Annotated in this window: 16 protein-coding genes; 2 read left to right on the forward strand and 14 right to left on the reverse strand. The window is 39.5% G+C overall.

The window, feature by feature from the left end; all coding sequences use genetic code 11:
- Nucleotide 1 precedes the first annotated feature (1 nt).
- The 9 genes from IGL70_RS07260 to pdhA all read right to left on the reverse strand — a co-directional run bounded on the left by IGL70_RS07260 (nucleotide 2) and on the right by pdhA (nucleotide 10,829).
- Nucleotides 2-304 (reverse strand): YlaN family protein, encoded by a 303-nt coding sequence (locus IGL70_RS07260; protein WP_002298990.1) that lies wholly within the window; start codon nucleotides 302-304, stop codon nucleotides 2-4.
- 113 nt (nucleotides 305-417) lie between these two features.
- Complete coding sequence (gene recQ, locus IGL70_RS07265) at nucleotides 418-2,190, reverse strand: DNA helicase RecQ (RefSeq protein ID WP_104874005.1); 1,773 nt, start codon at nucleotides 2,188-2,190, stop codon at nucleotides 418-420.
- A 260-nt stretch (nucleotides 2,191-2,450) separates the two neighbouring features.
- Nucleotides 2,451-4,280 carry a translational GTPase TypA gene (gene typA / locus IGL70_RS07270; RefSeq protein ID WP_002288735.1) on the reverse strand — a complete coding sequence of 610 codons (1,830 nt, stop codon included), beginning with the start codon at nucleotides 4,278-4,280 and terminating at the stop codon, nucleotides 2,451-2,453.
- Between the two features lie 167 nt (nucleotides 4,281-4,447).
- Nucleotides 4,448-5,215, reverse strand: a complete 768-nt coding sequence (locus IGL70_RS07275) for an inositol monophosphatase family protein (protein ID WP_002295483.1) — start codon at nucleotides 5,213-5,215, stop codon at nucleotides 4,448-4,450.
- Between the two features lie 5 nt (nucleotides 5,216-5,220).
- On the reverse strand, nucleotides 5,221-5,496 hold the full coding sequence (locus IGL70_RS07280) for a UPF0223 family protein (protein WP_002292206.1): 276 nt from the start codon (nucleotides 5,494-5,496) through the stop codon (nucleotides 5,221-5,223).
- Between the two features lie 161 nt (nucleotides 5,497-5,657).
- Complete coding sequence (gene lpdA / locus IGL70_RS07285; protein WP_002289686.1) at nucleotides 5,658-7,064, reverse strand: dihydrolipoyl dehydrogenase; 1,407 nt, start codon at nucleotides 7,062-7,064, stop codon at nucleotides 5,658-5,660.
- Nucleotides 7,065-7,071: 7 nt separating this feature from the next.
- Nucleotides 7,072-8,715, reverse strand: a complete 1,644-nt coding sequence (locus IGL70_RS07290; protein ID WP_002300399.1) for a dihydrolipoyllysine-residue acetyltransferase — start codon at nucleotides 8,713-8,715, stop codon at nucleotides 7,072-7,074.
- A 24-nt stretch (nucleotides 8,716-8,739) separates the two neighbouring features.
- Nucleotides 8,740-9,717 carry an alpha-ketoacid dehydrogenase subunit beta gene (locus tag IGL70_RS07295; RefSeq protein WP_002289688.1) on the reverse strand — a complete coding sequence of 326 codons (978 nt, stop codon included), beginning with the start codon at nucleotides 9,715-9,717 and terminating at the stop codon, nucleotides 8,740-8,742.
- Between the two features lie 2 nt (nucleotides 9,718-9,719).
- Nucleotides 9,720-10,829, reverse strand: coding sequence for a pyruvate dehydrogenase (acetyl-transferring) E1 component subunit alpha (gene pdhA, locus IGL70_RS07300; protein WP_002289692.1), 1,110 nt, complete (start codon nucleotides 10,827-10,829; stop codon nucleotides 9,720-9,722).
- Nucleotides 10,830-10,990: 161 nt separating this feature from the next.
- Here pdhA and IGL70_RS07305 point away from each other — a divergent pair, with 161 nt between their 5' ends.
- On the forward strand, nucleotides 10,991-11,248 hold the full coding sequence (locus tag IGL70_RS07305) for a hypothetical protein (RefSeq protein ID WP_016628355.1): 258 nt from the start codon (nucleotides 10,991-10,993) through the stop codon (nucleotides 11,246-11,248).
- A 41-nt stretch (nucleotides 11,249-11,289) separates the two neighbouring features.
- On the opposite strand, the gene IGL70_RS07310 is transcribed toward IGL70_RS07305, so the two are convergent.
- From IGL70_RS07310 to chvE, 5 genes are all read right to left on the reverse strand, one after another.
- Complete coding sequence (locus tag IGL70_RS07310) at nucleotides 11,290-12,714, reverse strand: PLP-dependent aminotransferase family protein (protein WP_104874002.1); 1,425 nt, start codon at nucleotides 12,712-12,714, stop codon at nucleotides 11,290-11,292.
- A gap of 263 nt (nucleotides 12,715-12,977) precedes the next feature.
- Nucleotides 12,978-13,955, reverse strand: a complete 978-nt coding sequence (guaC, locus tag IGL70_RS07315; RefSeq protein ID WP_002287992.1) for a GMP reductase — start codon at nucleotides 13,953-13,955, stop codon at nucleotides 12,978-12,980.
- Between the two features lie 257 nt (nucleotides 13,956-14,212).
- Nucleotides 14,213-15,418 carry a multiple monosaccharide ABC transporter permease gene (gene mmsB / locus IGL70_RS07320; RefSeq protein WP_002298996.1) on the reverse strand — a complete coding sequence of 402 codons (1,206 nt, stop codon included), beginning with the start codon at nucleotides 15,416-15,418 and terminating at the stop codon, nucleotides 14,213-14,215.
- A 1-nt stretch (nucleotide 15,419) separates the two neighbouring features.
- The gene (gene mmsA / locus IGL70_RS07325; RefSeq protein ID WP_002287995.1) at nucleotides 15,420-16,946 is read right to left on the reverse strand and encodes a multiple monosaccharide ABC transporter ATP-binding protein; all 1,527 of its coding nucleotides are present in this window, start codon (nucleotides 16,944-16,946) and stop codon (nucleotides 15,420-15,422) included.
- Nucleotides 16,947-16,999: 53 nt separating this feature from the next.
- Nucleotides 17,000-18,088 (reverse strand): multiple monosaccharide ABC transporter substrate-binding protein, encoded by a 1,089-nt coding sequence (chvE, locus tag IGL70_RS07330; protein WP_002298998.1) that lies wholly within the window; start codon nucleotides 18,086-18,088, stop codon nucleotides 17,000-17,002.
- Nucleotides 18,089-18,307: 219 nt separating this feature from the next.
- On the opposite strand from chvE, the gene IGL70_RS07335 reads away from it, so the two are divergent.
- Nucleotides 18,308-19,324, forward strand: coding sequence for an ABC transporter substrate-binding protein (locus tag IGL70_RS07335; protein ID WP_104874001.1), 1,017 nt, complete (start codon nucleotides 18,308-18,310; stop codon nucleotides 19,322-19,324).
- The last annotated feature ends 13 nt before the right edge of the window (nucleotides 19,325-19,337 follow it).

Consider the following 19,337-nt stretch of genomic DNA (forward strand, 5'->3'; position numbering starts at 1 on the left):
TCTATTCCTCCTTGCCAACTTCTTTTTTATCATAATTTTCTTGGTAAACCTCACTATATAACTGATTCAATTCTCGTTCTAGCTCACTTAACATCAGCTGGCCCTCGTTCTTTCCGATTACTCCTATACGGACAGCAAAACCGACTTGCCGGGAAAAGCCGTACATCTGTGTATCTACCACTTCTTCGAAGGCTTTGCATTGTGAGATACAGAGACTGTTGTTTTGATTTCGGATTAATCGTTTGATCCGTTCTGCTTCATCATTTAATACTTGGATCGCAAGTTTTTTCGACAAAGAATCCATCTGTGCTTACCTCCCATTCTAATTCCTTAATTATAACATATTTGATTTTCATAAGGAGCAAAAAAAACAGATTTAACCAGTTGTTTTTATTCATTTTTACGTATTCGTTCTTTCTACTTATCCAGAACGTTAGAGTCCGCATTTTTTATCCGAGATAAAAAGGCTTCGCCATATTTATCAAGCTTGCTTTGGCCAACTCCTTTTATCTGAAGCATCTCCAATCTGCTTGATGGACGTATTCGGCTCATTTCTTTCAATGTGGAATCTGAAAATACGACATACGGGGGAACGCCTGCTTCTGATGCTAGATCCGTTCGCAGTTCCCGCAGCACTTCAAATAGTGTATCGGTTTCTTCATCCGATAGCTGCTGGACTTTCTTGGGTTCCTTTCGATAAACAGATTCTTGTCCTTTCAATACTTGTATCCCTCTTTCTGTTACTTTCAAAACAGGATACTCACCATTGATGGTCAGAAGATAGCCATTCGATATCAAATATTCAATTAACTGCATCGTTTCTTTTTGCGATTGGTTTTTCATCAGTCCATAGGTAGATAAATGTCCAAAACCTAAAGCTTGCAGCTTTTGTTCTTTCGATCCTGCTAAGACTTTCATCAGCATTTGTTTACCATAGTTCTCACCCATACGTTTTAAGCAAGAAAGAACCATCTGTGCTTCTGTCGTTACTTCTACTATTTCTCTGTCATCTAAACAGTTACCACAACGGTTGCACGGACTGCTTGTCTCGCCAAAATATTTTAGGATGTATTGCTGAAGACAGGACTCAATATACACGTATTCTGTCATCGCTTTTAATTTTTCATATTCTTTTTGCTTTTGCCCTTCTTCTCTTTGGGACTGCTGGATAAAAAACTTTTGGACTTGGATATCTTGAGGAGAGAAAAGCAGGATGGCTTCACTGGAAAGACCATCTCTTCCCGCCCGACCAGCTTCCTGATAGTATGCTTCTAGAGAGCCAGGAATTTGGTAATGGATAACAAAACGGACATTGCTTTTATTTATACCCATACCAAATGCATTTGTCGCTACAATCAGCTGCAAGCGATCGTATAAAAAGGCTTCTTGCATTTCTGTTCGCTCATTCTCATTTAAACCACCATGATATCTACCCACGGAAAAATCGAATTTTTTAAGCAAATGATAGAGACGGTCTACTTCTTTTCTCGTTGCTGCATAAATGATACCAGATTGATTTTTGTTGATCTTTAAATATTCGATTAGATATTGTTCTTTTTTTTGATCTTTAATTACTTGAAATCGTAGATTTTCTCGTTCAAAACCAGTCTGAATATGGTTGTTTTCTGGAATTTTTAAAAGTCTTTTTATGTCAGCAGCTACTTGCACAGTCGCTGTAGCTGTCAAAGCAACAATTACAGGACGATTTGGCAGTTGATCTAGCTGGTTCGCCATCTGTAAATAACTTGGGCGGAAATCATGCCCCCACTGAGAGATACAATGTGCCTCGTCAATAGCGATCATACGGACGTTCCATCGCTTCATTGCTTGGATAAAATCTGGCATGATAAAACGTTCAGGAGCGATATAAAGTAAACGGTACTGCTGTCTATCGATTTCTTGGAAGCGTCTAGCTGTTTCGTAACCATCTAACGAGCTATTGATAAAAGTGGCGGGTATACCTAATTGATTCGCCGCGTCCACCTGATCCTTCATCAAAGAGATTAAAGGGGACACAACCACAGTAAGCCCATCTAATAGTAAAGCTGGAAGCTGGTAACAGATTGATTTCCCACTTCCGGTAGGCATGATTCCTAATACATTTTCCTGATCAATGACTTTCTGGATAATTTCTTTTTGACCAGGTCTAAACTCATCATAGCCAAAGTATTGTTTTAATAAGTCGTTCATCTTCCCGCTCCTTTCTCTTGCCATTTTACTTCGATTTTCTTCGAAGGACAAGTTGATCTCCTTTCGTGAAACATTATCTTATTATGAAACAAAAACTCTCTAAAAATAAGTTTTCCAAAAGTCTTTTAAACGTCTTTTGGCGTATTTTCTGAATTTATGTCCATTGACAAAGATGACTTCTCCACAGAAAAGAGTTGGACAAAAAAAGAAACCAGCTATTTTTTATAACAAGCTGGTTTCTCTCTTCATCCTTTTACAGATTATTTTTTCTTTTTAGATGCTTTTTCACGAGCATTTTTCTCTAAAATTTGTTTTCTCAAGCGAATGCTTTCTGGTGTTACTTCGCAATATTCATCATCATTCAAGAATTCCAAAGATTCTTCCAACGTCAATTGTTTTGGTTTTTTGATGACAGATGTTTGGTCTTTAGTAGCAGACCGTACGTTTGTCATTTGTTTTGCTTTCGTGATGTTGACAGTCAAATCATTATCACGGCTGTTTTCCCCGATAATCATTCCTTCATATACTTCTGTACCTGGTTCTACGAAGACTGTACCGCGTTCTTCGATACTCATGATAGAATAGGTCGTTGCTTTTCCTGTATCGATCGAAACAAGCGCACCTTGGTGACGTCCACCGATTTGACCAGGAAGCATTGGCAAATATTGATCAAAAGTATGGTTCATGATTCCGTAACCGCGTGTCATTGAAAGGAATTCAGTTGAATAACCGATCAAACCGCGAGCAGGTGTCAAGAATGTCAAACGGATTTGTCCGTTTCCTGTATGGACCATATCTTGCATTTCACCTTTACGTAAGCTCAAGGATTCGATGACACTACCCATATATTCTTCTGGTGTATCGATTTGCACGCGTTCAAACGGTTCGCATTTTACACCGTCGATTTCTTTTTCAATAACTTCTGGACGAGATACTTGCAATTCGTATCCCTCACGGCGCATGTTTTCAATCAAGATAGACAAATGCAATTCTCCGCGACCAGAAACTGTCCATGCATCTGGAGAGTTTGTTGGTTCAACTCGTAAAGATACATCTGTTTGAAGTTCTGCCATCAAACGTTCTTCAATTTTACGAGCAGTTACGAATTTACCTTCTCGACCGGCAAATGGTGAATTATTAACTAAGAAAGTCATTTGCAATGTTGGTTCGTCAATGTGAAGGATAGGTAACGCATCTTGATGATCCACAGGAGTAACTGTTTCACCGACAAAGATATCTTCCATACCTGAGACAGCAATCAAGTCTCCAGCTTTTGCTTCTTGAATCTCTAGACGTTTTAGTCCAAAGAAACCAAATAATTTCGTTACACGGAATTTCTTAACTGTTCCGTCTAATTTAATTAATGCTACTTGGTCTCCTACTTTGATTGTTCCTCTAAATACACGTCCGATTCCGATACGACCTACATAATCGTTGTAGTCAAGTAATGAAACTTGGAATTGTAATGGTTCGTCGCTGTTATCGACAGGAGCAGGGATTTTTTCAATAATTGTATCAAAAATAGGTGCCATGGTTGGTTCTTGATCTGCTGGATCATCTGACAAGCTTGACGTACCATTTAGTGCAGATGCATAAATCACAGGAAAGTCTAACTGATCATCATCTGCTCCTAATTCGATGAATAGTTCAAGAACTTCATCTACGACATGCTCAGGACGAGCAGAAGGTTTGTCAATCTTGTTTACGACAACGATTGGTGTGATATGTTGTTCCAGTGCTTTTTTCAATACAAAACGTGTTTGAGGCATTGTTCCTTCATACGCATCTACGACCAACACAACGCCGTCAACCATTTTCATGATCCGTTCTACTTCGCCACCGAAGTCCGCGTGTCCTGGAGTATCCATGATGTTTACGCGAATTCCTTTATAGTCTACAGCTGTGTTTTTGGCTAAAATCGTGATACCACGTTCTTTTTCTAGCGCATTTGAGTCCATCGCACGTTCTTGCAATTGCGTATGTGCGTCTAATGTATCTGATTGTTTTAATAGTTCATCAACTAATGTTGTTTTTCCGTGGTCAACGTGGGCAATAATTGCGACGTTACGGATATCGTTTCTATAATTCAATGTAACTAACTCCTTTTTTATTGGTTCTTTATGACAGGGCAAATTTTACTCGACTGCTAATTATAGCAGACTTTTTTCATGAAATATAGTAAAATGTTTTCATTTTTTCGAGAAAATTAATCTTTTGCCCGTTTTTATCATTTTTGTGAATGATTTCTACCTTTTTTTCAGCCTTCTTTTTTCAAAAGGTCTGCGATTTCTGCATATGCACAAGAAGTCCCTGCTAAATAGTATTCCCTTTTTTCAAATGTCAAAGGAGTACCAAAAAGACCGCTTGTTACCATACCAAACTCTTCCAATAAGACATTTCCCGCTGCATAATCCCAAGGGCTAAGGTTTGAAATATAAGCAATGTGGTTTCCTTTCAAGATTGCCACTAGTTCAAGACCAGCGCATCCGTACATACGTGTCCCCATGCTGCTTTCCGCAATTTCTCGGATTCCATATTTATTATGACCGAAAAGATAACTATTCACACCAAGTAAGCCTTCCGATAAGGATTTATTTGCTGGTCTAGGCAATGGCTCATCATTTTTATACACGCCTATTCCTTTTCCACCCCAAAAAAGTTCATTTCTCATCACGTCATAAATGAAACCAAGCTTTCCAACGCCGGATTCATAAACAGCGAGCATAATACAAAAATTTTCCCCTTCAATCACAAAATTCAAGGTGCCATCAATAGGATCGATGATAAAGACTCTTCCATCGAGATCCGATAATTGATTACACCCTTCTTCTTCTGCCAATATTTTCGCCTCTGGATCAAAGGAATGGATTTTTTCGATTAGAAAATTCTGGATGTTTCGATCGACATTTGTTACTAGATCCGTTCGATTTGATTTTTGCGAGATTGTTAATGTTTGTTGAGAAGATTTGATTTTCTCACCAGCTTCTTCAAGCCAGGACTTGATATGATCAATCATCTGTTCCATTTATCTCACCCGTTCATTCTCAAAGTTTTGTTTGGATTTTTTTTTGCTTGCTGCACTGTACGATATAAAGAATAACCGGAAGCTTTTTCAAATTCCCGTCCCAATCGTTTTTCCTCACCAATGGATTTGACAACAGTTTTAAACTGCTGATAAGTCTTCAAAAAAGCTTCATTGTTTATCCCTTTTTCATTCGCACGTTCCAGATCTTCCCACATCTTCATTACAATGACCATTTCGTCTGTTGTCCAATCTAAATCAAGTGGATACTGATATTCTTGCATCTTCAACTCTCCTATTTCATATTCCTCTTCAGTGTAGCATAGGAAGTGGTAATAAACCAAGAAGTTGTCATATTTTTAAGTTTACATAATAATATTATTGATAATTCTAAAAAACAAAACGCAACTGATTTTTCAGTTGCGTTTCGCCTGTATTATTCAAATCAAATATGGATTGGTAAACCTAATGCTAATTCCGAAGCATCCATGACGATTTCGCCAAGAGATGGATGAGGATGAATCGTCAAGGCGATATCTTCAGCATTCATTCCTGATTCGATTGCTAAAGCTAATTCAGAGACCATATCACTTGCGCCGACTCCACCGATTTGCGCGCCAATAAGCACGTTATCTTCGATCGTCGTGACTAAACGGATGAATCCTTCCGTTTTACCTAGCGATAATGCTCGACCGTTCCCTGAGAATGGAAATTTATATGCTTTCGCTTCGATACCTGCGTCTTTTGCTTCTTTGATCGTCATACCTACAGAAGCCAATTCCGGATCAGTAAAGGCAACTGCTGGCATTGCTTTATAATCTACAGCTACTTTTTTGCCAGAGATTGCTTCAGCAGCGATTTTTGCTTCGTAACTAGCTTTATGCGCTAATGCCGCCCCTGGAACAATATCACCGATGGCATAGATATTAGGTACGTTCGTACGTCCTTGTTTATCTACTGTGATCAATCCACGTTCTCCTACTTCGACACCCGCTTGTTCTAAGCCCATATCATCCGTATTTGGACGACGTCCTACAGTGACCATCACATAGTCAGCAGTAACAGATTCTTCTTTCCCGTCCACTGCATATTTCACTGTCACACTGTCACCGTTATCGACTGCTTCTTTTGCCATCGCATTCGTTACGACTGTTACACCTTTTTTCTTGAAATCATCTTCTACTAATTTTACGAGATCTTTTTCGTAAGTTGGCAAAATTTGTGGTGAGCCTTCAAGAATCGTTACTTCTGCTCCTAAGTTTGCGTACGCTCCGCCCAATTCGGCACCAATCACACCGCCACCGATGATCACAAATTTCTTAGGTACTTCTTTCAATGCTAATCCGCCAGTAGAATCTAACACACGTCCGCCGAATTTAAATCCTGGAATCTCGATTGGACGGGAACCTGTTGCGATGATTGCGTTATTGAACGAATAAGTTTGAGCTGAATCTGGATGAATGACGCGTAGTGTGTGGTCATCTACGAAGAACGCTTCGCCTTCGATTGTTTCAACCTTATGTTTTTTTAATAGAAAACCAACACCAGAAGTCAACGTATGGACAACTTTGTTTTCTTTCCATTCTTGTGTTTTCGCAAAATCTAGTTTGACATTTTCGCTAGTTACTCCAAACATTTCGGAATCTAGTGACTCTTGATAATGGTGTCCCGCAGCTATCAATGCTTTTGAAGGAATACAGCCGACGTTCAAACAAACACCGCCAATATACTCTCTTTCAATGATTGCTACTTTTTGTCCCATTTCAGCAGCACGGATGGCAGCTACATAGCCGCCAGGTCCCGCACCGATTACAACTGTATCTAATTCTACAGCAAAATCTCCAACTACCATTTGTTTATCATCCTTCCATCATTAATAGCTCTGGATCAGCTAAAAGACGTTTGATATTGTTCATTGCTTGTTGCGCAGTTGCTCCATCTACGATACGGTGATCAAAACTTAGTGATAGTTTCATCACACGACCGACAACGATTTCGCCTTCAGCGTTTACGATTGGTTGTTGCGCAATCGTTCCTACACCTAAAATAGCTACTTCTGGATAGTTGATGACTGGTGTAAACCAACCGCCACCTACAGATCCGATATTGCTGATCGTAATTGTTCCATTGCGCATATCTTCTGCAGATAGTTTGCCGTCATGAGCTAATTTTGCTTTCTCATTGATTTCGTCTGCAATAGCAAACATTCCTTTGCGGTCTGCATCTTTTACATTTGGTACATATAATCCGTGATCCGTATCTGTTGCAATACCGATATTGTAGTAATGTTTATAAACGATTTCTTGGTTTGCATCGTCAATAGATGCATTTAATACTGGGTATTTCTTAACAGTCGCTGTTAAAGCTTTCACGACATATGGCAAGAAAGTAAGTTTCGTACCATTTGCAGCAGCTACTTCTTTGAATCGTTTCCGATTATCCCATAGTTTAGACACTTCTACTTCATCATGCAATGTCACGTGTGGAGCTGTATGCTTACTATTGACCATTGCTTTAGCAATAGCTTTACGTGTTGGTGTCATTGCTACACGCTCTTCCAAATCTCCTAAGTTGGACTTGAATGGTTTTGCTGGTTCAGCGGGTTTGCTTTCTGCTGCAGGAGCTGCTTCTTTCGGAGTTGCCGCTTCTGGCGCTTCTGATTTCGCTGGTGCGCTGCTTGGAGCTCCTGCCAAGAAGTTTTCGATGTCCTCTTTTGTTACTCTGCCACCTTTTCCAGTTGCAGTTACTTGTGAGATATCTACATCTTTTTCACGGGCAAATTGACGAACAGATGGCATAGCCAATACACGTTTATTTGGATCGGCAGCTTCAACGACACTTGCTGAACCTGATGTTTCCACTTTTTCTTTTGGTGCTTCAGCTGATGGCGCACTAGTTGACGGCGCACTATTGTGTCCAGGAGCATCGATTTCTACTAATACATCCCCAACATTTGCTACAGTGCCTTCTGGAACAATCACGTTTTTAACTGTCCCTGTGACAGGTGACGGAATTTCTTCTACTGATTTGTCATTTTGAACTTCTAGTAACGTATCATCTTCATTGATCGTATCTCCTGGTTTGACGAACCATTTGACGATTTCACCTTCTGCGATTCCTTCACCGATATCCGGTAACTTAAATTGGAAGACTCCTTCGCTTGACGATCCAGCTGATTCTGTATCAACAGTGGGTTCAGCAGCCGGTTTAGCTGGAGTTTGGGATTCTGCGGCTACACCACTGTCCCCTTCATTGTCTTCGTGTCCTGGTGCATCGATTTCTACTAATACATCCCCAACATTTGCTACGGTACCTTCTGGAACAATCACATTTTTAACCGTTCCTGTAACAGGTGACGGGATTTCTTCTACTGATTTGTCATTTTGAACTTCTAGTAATGTATCATCTTCATTGATCGTATCTCCTGGTTTGACGAACCATTTGACGATTTCACCTTCTGCGATTCCTTCACCGATATCCGGCAATTTAAATTGATAAGCCATGACTTTGTTTCGTCCCTTCTTTTCTTAAAATTCCGCGATTTCTTTTACTTTGTCTTCGATATCTTTTGCATTTGGCAACCAGACATTTTCTGCTTGTCCAAATGGGAAGACTGTATCAGGTGCAGAAACTCGTCCGATTGGGGCTTCTAATGAAAGGATAGCGCGTTCTGAGATCTCAGAAACTACTTGCGCGGCAACGCCCGCTTGTCGTTGTGCTTCTTGGACAACAACTACGCGACCAGTTTTTTCCACGGATTGAATGATCGTTTCTACATCTAATGGCGCAACTGTACGAAGATCAATGATTTCAACAGATATATTTTCTTTTGCAAGATTGTCTGCTGCTTTGATTGCTTCACGCACCATTGCTCCGTATGTGATAATAGATACATCTGTTCCCTCACGAGTAACTGCTGCTTTATCCAAAGGAACTTCGTAAGCTTCATCCGGCACTTCTTCTCGGAATGAGCGATATAGTTTCATGTGTTCTAGGAAAACAACCGGATCGTTACTTCTAATAGAAGAAATCAATAGTCCTTTTGCATCATAAGGGTTGGAAGGAATCACTACTCGAATACCAGGAGACTGAGCGATCAAACCTTCTAAATTATCCGAATGCAATTCTGGTGTATGAACACCGCCACCAAATGGCGAACGAATTGTGATGGGTAGATTTCTAGTGCCGCTCATTCGATATCTTGTACGAGCCATTTGAGCTACTACTTCGTCCATTGCTTCGAAAATAAAACCAAAGAATTGGATTTCAGGAACTGGACGAAATCCTTCTAACGCAAGACCGAAACTCAATCCTGCGATTCCAGATTCAGCTAAAGGAGTATCGAATACTCGGTCTTCTCCGAACTTTTCCTGCAATCCTTCAGTTGCCCGGAAAACTCCTCCGTTTTTCCCAACATCTTCACCAAAAACAACGACATTCTCGTCATTTTCTAGTTCAAGTGCTAAGGCATCTGTGATTGCTTGGATCATTGTTTTTTGTGCCATGATTATTTCGACTCCTTCGCTTCATAAATTGCAATTTGTTCTTTGATTGATTGTGGAGATACTTCGAACATGTTTTTCAAGAAATCTGAAACCTTTTGTTTTGGTACTTTGTCGGCTTCAGCAATAGCTGCTTTGATTTCTTCTTTAGTTGCTTCGATGACTTGTTCTTCTTTTTCTTCAGACCAAAGTCCTTTTTCCGTCAAATATTTACGGAAGCGGATCAATGGATCTTTTTTCTGCCAATCGTCATCTGTGTCTTTTGTACGGTAGCGGGTTGGATCGTCACCAGATAGTGTATGTGGTCCATAACGATAAGTCAGTGTTTCGATTAGGACTGGTCCATTTCCACTGATTGCCCATTCCCGTGCCATTTTAGATACAGTATATACTGCAAGCGGATCCATTCCATCGACTTGAATACCAGGAATCCCAGCTGCGACAGCTTTTTGTGCAAGTGTTTTTGCTGCAGTTTGTTTTTCACGAGGTGTAGAGATCGCATACCCGTTGTTTTGGATATAAAATACGGCATTTGCATGGTAAGCGCCAGCGAAATTGATTGCTTCGTAAAAATCACCTTGTGATGAACCGCCATCACCAGTATAAGTGAAGACGACATTTTTCTTGTTTCGTTTCTTCAAACCTAATGCAACACCGGCTGCTTGTACATATTGTGCACCGATGATGATTTGTGGTGGTAGAGCTTTCAATTCTTCCGGATAAGAATTACCTGCAGCATGTCCTCTAGACCATAAAAAAGCTTGAGATAAAGGTAAACCATGTTTTACTAGTTGAGGTACATCCCGATAACCTGGAAGAAGAACATCTTCTTTATCAAATGCGTAAGCACTAGCCAGCTGACTTGCCTCTTGTCCAGCAGTTGGTGCAAAAAAGCCTAGGCGTCCTTGGCGGTTCAGCGCTGTTGAACGTTGGTCTAATACACGAGACCATACCATATGAGTCATTAATTCAACGAGTTCATCATCGGATAAATCAGGTACTAAATCTTTGTTAACTACGTTTCCATCTTGATCAAGTGCTTGATATACTGGGAAATCTGCATTGACTTCATCTAGCAGTGCTTGGAAGTCGATCGGTGCTTTTTTGTTTGCCATTTGTCACACATTCCTCTCTCATCTATAAGAAAATCTCTTCATTCTGCGATTGAAACAGCGAATAAAACTGTATCACTATTTAACCGTCTTCATTAATAAATTATCATGGATTTATGAGAAATACAAGCTAAAAGCACAAATTTTCACGATGAAAGGAAATTATGCCAATCCGCATATTAACAGCATTAGTGAATAAAATCACAATAAGGAAAGCGTTTTATATTTCATCTGCATTTTTTCTATTTTCTAATCAAACTTACAACCATCTGTTTCTATTTAGAAACGTTGGTGTTATACAGTTTTGTTGCAAATATTTATTTTATTTACACATCGTGAACGGACGTACAAATAATGGTTTTTTCTTAGTTTCTTTATATCGTATTCTTTTTCCGAAAAAAAAGAAACAGCTTGAAATTTAAATCCAAGCTGTTATATTCTTTAATCTATTTACTTTGTGAAATTATTCTGTTAACCACTTTTCTAGAATTTTCATCTTTGAATAAAACAACGGTATTTGGTTTTCATCCAGCCTACTGTAATTGATTCTGATTCCATTTATATCTTGCCCAAAAAGTAGACTTGGTGCAATTCCAAGACCCATATCTACTACTTTTTCTGCTAGTTCGGGGTCTAGTTTTTTCCCATCCCAAGTAATCCAGGCATAGTAACCACCTAAAATTGAATGAAGCTTGAAAAACGATTGTGAATCTCCCCAAGCGCTTATCAGTCGGCTTTTTTCTTTCAACTTTTTTCTTACATCTTGCATTTTCAAATCAATTGCTTCATTAAATACATTAGCCACTGTGATTTGTGTAAGGATATTCATCGAAAACTCCATCATTTCTTGCGCTTGAGCTAGTTGCGAGATAAAAGTCTCAGGTCCTATCACCCAACCGATTTTCGTTGTTTTTCCTAAAACCCTAGATAACGAACCGACGTATAACACATTATCCGGATCAATCGTTCGTATAGGAAGGACTTCTTCTTGATTTAGAAATGAAAGATCCGTAAATACATCGTCTTCAATAATTGGAAGCCGATACTGTCGACACAATTCTACTAGCTTTTCTCGTCGTTTTTGACTCATCACTTTTCCTGTAGGGTTTTGAAAATTCGGGTTGATAAGCACTGCTTTCAATTTATTTTTATGGATCGATTCTTTCAGTTTTTCTAAGTCGATCCCTTCTTCATCCATCGATATCCCAAATAAACGCGTTCCTGAAGCTTTGAAAAGAGGTAATCGGTAAAAAAAAGAAGGTGACTCTACAGCTATCCCCTCTCCAGCTGAAAGAATCGTTTGTAAAATCAAAAAGATTGCTTGCTGACCGCCACCAGTCACAAGAAGCTGGTTGGGGGAAAATGCCAATTCAAATTTACTTTCCAAATACCGTTTGATTTTGTTACGTAACGGAGTATAGCCTAAAAGATCCATTTCTTTTTCTTCCGCTAAGATTTCTTCAAGAGAATAAGAAGGAAACTCAAAATTCGGCAAAAGCTCATCTGGCATCTCGCTAGCGTATAAATCAAGAAACGATGTTTTTTGGATCTGCTTTGCTTCTCTTATTTTTTGCTCATACCAGTCCATCTGCTCATAACGAGGAGAGATCATTTGCCGCCAATCGATTCTTGGAACAGCGAATTTCCCCCATTCAGTCTGATTAACAAACCATCCGCTGCCACGTTTGCTCGTTAGTACCCCAAGCTCCCTAAGCTCTTCCAATGCATGGACAACGGTGGAACGATTCACACCAAAAAGTTGCCCTAGTTTTCGTTCTGATTCAAGTTGACTTCCAGGATTGATCCTTCCGTTTTCGATTTCTCTCATAATCTGTTCCATGATTTGACGATAAATCGGTCCTTGTTTTTTCTCTACTTTTTCCCACATAAGCTTCTCTTTTCTATTGTCTATTTTTTCTTTTGATTTTACCGAATTTACGAGAAAAAAGAAAAACTTTTTTTGCAAAACATAAGGGACTGTGACAAAAGTCTTATCACAGTCCCTTATTCTGAATAATGATGTTCAAAAGCTTGTATCTGCGATAATAAGTCCAGCCAAACAAAACATATAAAGAACTATTTTTGTTTGGCTGTTCTTATTACTTAATGCAGGACAACTTTTTCACAACATCCTAATATTTTATTTATTTTTTAGATTGTGTCTCCATTAAAAATCGAATTTTTCACGATGACATAGTCAACTTTTCGAATGGCTTCCAGATCTCTTCCTCCAGCATAAGAAATAGATGATTGAAGGTCTTGTTGCATTTCCACTAGTGTATCTTTCAAAGATCCTTTATGCTGGATCCAGATTTTCTTTCCTTCAACATTTCGTTTTTCGCCTTTTTGGAATTCTGAAGCAGAACCAAAGTATTCTTTATACACGATTCCATTTTCGACTTTTGTTTCGCCAGGAGATTCCTCGTGACCGGCAAACAATGAACCAATCATGACCATTGTCGCACCAAAACGGACAGATTTTGCAATATCGCCATGTGTTCTGATCCCACCGTCAGCGATGATCGGCTTGCGAGCTGCTTTCGCACACCATCTAAGAGCTGCCAGTTGCCAGCCTCCAGTCCCAAAGCCTGTCTTGATTTTTGTAATACATACTTTTCCTGGACCAATCCCTACTTTTGTTGCATCTGCGCCCGCATTTTCCAATTCACGGACGGCTTCCGGTGTACCAACATTACCGGCAATCACAAAAGTTTCAGGCAAATATTTTTTAATATGCTGAATCATATCAATAACTGAGTTAGCATGTCCATGTGCGATGTCGATAGTGATATAATCAGGATTTAGCGATTCTTCTGCCAACTTCTCTATAAAGGAATATTCCTCTTTCTTGACGCCAACACTGATTGAGGTAATCAATCCACGCTTTTTCATTTTTTTGATAAACGGAATTCGAGCTGCTTCATCAAACCGATGCATGATATAGAAATAACCATTTTCCGCTAAGAATTCTGCGATTGTTTCATCAATAATCGTCTGCATGTTGGCAGGCACTACTGGCATTTTGAATGTATGTTTACCTAATGTGACCGTTGTATCACATTCAGAACGGCTATTTACGATACATTTATTAGGAATTAATTGAATATCTTCGTAATCAAATACTTTCATTACATTATCCTCCTGATGTTCACATCCAGCAAAACACGAACATTATTAATTTAATCAAGGCTTTTTTTAGCGCCCTATGTAATTTAACTCAATTAAGCAAAAAAATCAAGAGCAAAAAGAGAATTTATACGAATGGTAAAAAAACATATATTATTTTTAGTCTATACAAACGAAACAATGAATGTTCGCTTTTAGCAAAAAAAAAGACTGTGACAAATGTCTTGTCACAGTCTTTTTTCTGAATAACCGGCGTTCTCCTACGTTGTTCGTTTTTTCTTATTATACAAGTCTAACACAACGGCTAAAAGCAAGATCAATCCTTTGATTGCCTGCTGCCAGTCTACCCCGACGCCTAAAATCGACATGCCATTGTTCAATACACCCATGACCAAGCCACCGACAATCGCACCCATGATTGTTCCAATGCCGCCGGAAGTCGAAGCACCACCAAAATATACTGCCGCCATTGCATCCAGTTCCATCGATGTACCTGCTTGAGGTGTTGCCGCATTCAATCGAGCAGCTAAAACTAATCCAGCTAAAGCTGCCATGACTCCCATGTTGACGAATACCCAGAACGTGATTCGCTTTGTTTTGATCCCTGATAGTTCAGCCGCTTTTCGATTTCCGCCCGTCGCATAAATCTGTCGACCTGCTACTGTTTTATTTGTCAAAAACCCATATGCTGCAACGATCAAACCAAGAATGATCAAAATAATCGGATACCCTTGATAAGAGGCAAAGATATAAGTTATTCCTAGTACAACGACTGCTGTAAATACCGCCTTTACCAAGAAAGCTGCTGGAGATTCCACTTCAAATAAATGATTTTTCCGACGATTTCTTGTTCGCCATTGACCAACAACTAACACGATCGTGATGATCATTCCTAAAATCAATGTCAAGAAGTGAAGGCTGCTTCCTTCGCTTAAGTCTGGTAAATAACCCGTAGACATTTTTTGGAAAACAGCTGGAAAAGGTGCTAGAGATTGGCCTCCTAGAACAACTTGTGTCAGTCCACGAAACATCAGCAATCCTGCTAAAGTCACGATAAACGCCGGTATCCCTGCATAAGCTACCCAAAAACCTTGCCATGCGCCGATCAGCCCGCCTACTGCAAGACATGCGATAACTGTCATCCACGGGTTCATTTGGCGATTGACCATCATCATGCCCGCAATTGCACCAACAAACGCCATCACTGACCCTACCGACAAATCCACATGACCTAAGAGCACAACTAATAACATCCCTGCAGCTAGTACTAATATATGGCTATTTTGCAGAACAAGGTTAGTTATATTCAATGGACGCCAGAAAATACCATCCGTCATCAATTGAAACGCAATAAGTAGTCCCGCTAAAATGATCACCATGCTGTAGCGACCAAAAAGATCAGCTGCTCTACTTTTCAAATTTAGTTTTTTCTCTTTTTTATCCGTAAGATTTTTTGCCTGTTCCAACTTAACCCACCTCTTCTTTCGTCATTAATTTCATCAAGACTTCCTGATCTGCATCTTCTCGCGAGACTTCTCCTGTAATACGTCCTTCGTTCATCGTATAGATTCGATCACACATCCCTAATATTTCAGGAAGTTCAGAAGAGATAAGACAGACAGCTTTGCCATTTGCTGCCATTTCTTCGATAATCGTGTAGATCTCATATTTTGCCCCAACATCTATCCCACGGGTTGGCTCATCCAAAAAAAGAATATCGGGTTGTGTCATCAGCCACTTGGATAAAACGACTTTTTGCTGATTCCCACCACTAAGACTACTGACAATTTGATGGATGGAGTTTGTTTTTATACGCATCTTTTTCCGGAAATTTTCTGCCTCAGTTACTTCTTTTTCTTTATCTAATACTCCTTTTTGACTTATTTTATCCAAACTGCTCAGCGTCACGTTTTCCCGAATATCCATCAGCAGATTCAGTCCTAAAGATTTTCGGTCCTCCGAGACATAAGCGAGTCCGTTTGCAATGGCTGAAGGAACGGTCTTAACTGATATCTCTGCCCCTTCCTTTAATATACGTCCGGATATCTTGCTTCCATAAGAATGTCCAAATAGACTCATAGCGAATTCAGTTCTGCCCGCTCCCATCAGTCCAGCTATTCCTACAATCTCTCCTTTTTTCAAATGCAAGTTGATGTGGTCATTTATGATTCGCTCATGATCAAGAGGGTGATAGACCGTCCAGTCTTCTACTTTAAAATAAACTTCTCCAATATCCGGTTTTCTTTCAGGATAACGATCAACTAAATCTCTGCCCACCATCCCGCGAATAATATGCTCTTCGCTGATCATTTCATTTTCTAGTGTCTCAATCGTCTGTCCATCCCGTAAAATGGTGATTCGATCTGCGATATCCACGATTTCATTCAGCTTATGTGAAATAATGATGGAGGTTACACCTTGCTCTTTCAACTCTCGGATCAATCTCAGCAAATTCGCGCTTTCTTCTTCATTCAATGCAGCGGTAGGCTCATCCAAAATCAACAGACGGACGGATTTTGATAATGCTTTAGCTATTTCAACTAATTGCTGTTGCCCTACGCCAATCTGGGATACTAGAAGATTCGGGTCGATAGACAAACCGACTTTATTCAGCAGTTCATACGTTTTCTTTTCTGTCAGTTCCCAATCAATCACGCCTCTTTCTGCTTGTTCATTTCCGAGAAAAATATTCTCTTTTATTGAAAGATAAGGACTTAGTGCTAATTCTTGATGAATGATGACGATGCCTTTTTCTTCACTATCTTTCAAATCTTTAAATTGACACAGCTTTCCATCATAAAAGATTTCCCCGTCATAGGAGCCATATGGATACAAGCCGCTCAAGACATTCATCAATGTTGATTTTCCCGCTCCGTTTTCTCCGCACAATGCATGGATTTCCCCACGTTCAATCATCAGATTCACGCAATCTAACGCTCGGATTCCAGAAAATTTTTTGGTGATATCTGCCATTTTTAAAATACAATCCGCCATAATTCTTATCCTCTCTCTGACTTAGATCTCTTTAGTTCCTTGTTTGGTTCCTCTTAATTTTTCAGATCGGATTCTTTATAATAATCGGTGTCGATCAGCTCTGCTTGATAATTATCTTTATCGACAGATACTGTATTTGCTAAATACGTAGGGACAGTTTTCACCCCATTATCATAAGTTTCAGTATCGTTGACCGGGACCTCTTCTCCATCACTGATTGCTTTGATCATTTCAATCGTATTTTTTGCTAAGATACGTGTGTCTTTAAAGATCGTTTGTGTTTGTTCCCCGGCAATGATCGATTTAACGCCAGCAACTGTCGCATCTTGTCCAGTAATCACAGGTAAAGGTTTACTTTCACTCCCATACCCCACGCCTTTTAATGACGAAATGATCCCTAAACTTATTGGATCATATGGCGACAAAACAGCATCCAATGTTTGGTCAGTATAATTTGCGCTTAACAGATTATCCATCCTTGCTTGCGCCGTAGAACCATCCCAGCGAAGCGTAGCGATTTGACTGAAACTCGTCTGTCCAGATGGCACAACCAACTGACCGTTGTCCATATATGGTTGTAAAACAGACATCACTCCGTTGTAATTAATTAGTGCATTGTTGTCGTCAGGCGAGCCACCAAATAATTCAATCGTGAATGGTCCTTTTCCTTCTTTCAATCCTAAGTGCTCTTCAATATAAGCTGCTTGCGATACACCTACTCCAAAATTATCAAAAGTCGCGTAATAATCGACATTTTCTGAATTCATCAGTAAACGATCATAGGCGATCACCTTGATATCTGCTTCTTTTGCTTTAGCTAACACATCAGTTAAAGCCGAACCATCGATAGAAGCAATCACAAGTGTATCTACCCCTTTTGTAATCATATTTTCTATTTGTGCTACTTGATTTTCTACTTTATCTTCTCCATATTGAAGATCTGTTTTATAACCCAGTTTTTCTAATTCCGAGACCATGTTGTTCCCATCAGCGATCCATCTTTCTGCTGATTTGGTCGGCATAGCGATTCCTACATACCCCGTACTATCATCTGCAGATCCTGAATTGCCACACGCACTTAATAGAATGCTTGCGGTCAAAATAGCGATACTCCCAACAATCTTTCTAAATTTGTTTTTCATTTTTTATCCCCCATTTCAATTGATACACCGAGTATAGCTAATAAAGAAAGCGTTAACATTGATTTTTTTATGGGATTTACTTTAAATTTTTTAGGTGTACTTTTTTTGTCTTGGATTTTTTTAAGTTTCTTGGATTTTTTTCGATTGATTCCTTTTGACTTTGATTTTCCCTTTTATCTGATAAGATAGTACTAACAAATCCAGATGGAGTGATTTAAAGTGAAACGTGTTTTATTTTTTTTAGCCCTTGTTGTAATCGCTTACCAAATGATGGGGTGTACACTTAATACAAAGGAAGCACCTGACCCACTAGTCGTTGGTTTTTCGCAATCAGGAACGGAGAGTAGCTGGCGGAAAAAGCATACTGAATCAATTATCACTGCGCTTGAAAAAAAAGATTACCAAGTTCTCTACCGAAATGGCTACATGAATCAGGAACGGCAAATCCAAGATATACGGACGTTCATTGCCTATAAAGTGGATATGATCATTTTTACTCCTTTGCAAGAATCCGGGTGGGACTCTGTATTAAAAGAAGCAAAGCGAGCAGGGATCCCTGTCATACTTGTCGACAGACATATTCAAACGAATGATCCCGAGCTTTTCGTCACCCACATTGGCCCCAGTTTCAAAGCAGAAGGAAATCGGGCGGGTTTATTTGTCAGCAATCACTTCACAAATTCAAAGAAACAGGAAATCAGAATCCTAGAACTTGCTGGTTCAGAGAACTCCACACCGACCAAGCTACGCTCCGAAGGATTTTTGGAATCAATCAATCGTAAACCAACCCTAAAAAAAGATGGAACCATCGACCATAAACCTCCGATGACTATTGTTCACCGAATTGTCGGTGATTTTATTCGGATGAAAGGAAAAGACCAGATGAAACGATATTTAGAAACAAATGATTTATCCGAAATCGATGTATTATACAGCCATAGTGATGAAATGACCCACGGTGCTTTAGCTGCGATAAAAGAAACATCGGTTAAACCTGGAAAAGATTTGATTATTGTAACGATTGATGGACAAGAAGATATGATCGAGAAGCTGCGGTCAGGAATCGTCAATTGCGTAGTCGAGTGTAAACCTGATGTCGGCTGGTATGTAGCCAATACCGTTACTCGTTATTTTGGAAATCTTCAAACAGGAAAAACATTACCTAAAGATATTTTTATTTCCGAGACTGTCTTTTCCCAACAGAATATGACTAATATTCCAACCAGAAATTATTGACTGGAGAAGTATC

It is taken from the genome of Enterococcus sp. DIV0901a, assembly GCF_051711525.1.
Lineage (GTDB): Bacteria > Bacillota > Bacilli > Lactobacillales > Enterococcaceae > Enterococcus_B > Enterococcus_B faecium.